The organism is Novosphingobium sp. JCM 18896 (assembly GCF_025938095.1).
Taxonomy (GTDB): Bacteria; Pseudomonadota; Alphaproteobacteria; order Sphingomonadales; family Sphingomonadaceae; genus Novosphingobium.
The window spans coordinates 1-1,456 of the sequence record NZ_JAPCZF010000026.1; the positions used below are offsets into that span (position 1 = coordinate 1).

At 52.7% G+C, this 1,456-nt stretch carries 1 protein-coding gene; it reads right to left on the minus strand.

Annotated elements, in window-relative coordinates; genetic code table 11:
* Positions 1-195 precede the first annotated feature (195 nt).
* Positions 196-1,362: a hypothetical protein gene (locus tag OLX23_RS25745; RefSeq protein WP_264448221.1), complete on the minus strand. Its 1,167-nt coding sequence runs from the start codon at positions 1,360-1,362 to the stop codon at positions 196-198.
* Between the last annotated feature and the right edge of the window lie 94 nt (positions 1,363-1,456).

Genomic DNA, 1,456 nt, shown 5'->3' on the forward strand with positions numbered 1-1,456 from the left:
CCCATGCTCAGCCGGACATCGATCTGATCCACATCCGCTTCGCAGCGCTCGCCAAGAAATGGCGCCCACGACAGCGAAAGACGAAATAGAGCTACGTCAACGCCGCCTTCCGTTGGCGCTTACTCTGGTACCAAACCAGAGAGGCTCGTCGTCTCTTACGACACAATGCGCCGTTGCGGTTTCACGTTACAATCCTCATGATGAGGTATCCGCAGTTTTATCCGGCATCCACATGAGCTCAACCTCATCCTCACTTGGATTTTTTTCAATCCAATCACATGCAAGCTGAATGCAAAGTCGTGCTAAAGATTCCGCCGTAGCGCGAGTCCCTTCCCAGTCCTCTGTGATCCGCTCATTGTTTCCATGAATAGTCCGGTTGCGAACATACCCATAAACTTCATTGGAAATCTCCAACGCGGTTTGCCCTCGGCTCATCAATGGATCAGTCTTTTGAATATTCAGACGCGCATTAAGAAATAAGGCAATGTAATCAGAGCCCTTTCCCTTAGCCCACGGGTCCATTGAGGCAGCGAACTTCACAGCAGCAATCAAAGGCTGCTGCTCTAGACATCCTTGGTGAAACCACATCAACGAGTGGAAGAGTGCATTCAGTATCTTCTTGTTGGGGGGATCTTCGGAAGCACCAGTATATAGCTTCAGCGCCTGCGCGATTGGCGCCCTAAGCCACGCTGACGCTCGCCATAAATCAACCCAGTCGTCTTGGAGAAAGGGTCCGTCCGGCCTTCGGAAAAGTGAGCTTGATATACCTCTGATACGAGTGTCGTCGATCACAAGGCAGTGGCGTCGTTGAAAGCCGGGATCGTAATTTAGTCCAAGGCCATTTAGGACCCGGGATGGCATGTCCCAATGTAAGGCAATAGCGCAGAGAGCTATCCTCGCCGCCATTGCGGCCCGATGTTCGGCAGTCTGAACTCCAAGATGGTGCGTTTCAACGACACAAACATGATCAGAGTTGGCAACGACTCGCAGAATTTCATCTTCTCTCATGCTTGAAAACGATGGTTTACGCTTTGCCAGTTTTCTACCCGCCCATCGGGCAAGAACCCTCCTTTTGGTAATTCCGTCAACAAAGTTCGCGGTAATCAGGCCCTCGAACCAGACCTCCTTCGTCAGAAATCTGACCGGACCGATCTCAATTGGTTCGGTTGGTCCCGGACGAAATAGAGTCACCCCAAACACATTGCTGAGGTCCGCCTTCGTGGTCTCCAGGCGGGCGCCTAGTTCATCACTCACTGTCCGAAGAATTTCGTTACAAAGTGCCTCTTGCTCGGCGTGAAGCTCGTTGCCTTTAAGGGCAGCTCCGAATGCTCGTTGAACCGCCCCGGGCTTGCCGGAGGCCATTCGGCTTAAATTATGCGGCGATGGGGGTATCGTCCAGCATGGCGTAGTAGCGCTCCTCCGCTTCGGCGGGTGGTATATTGCCAATGGGAGCGAG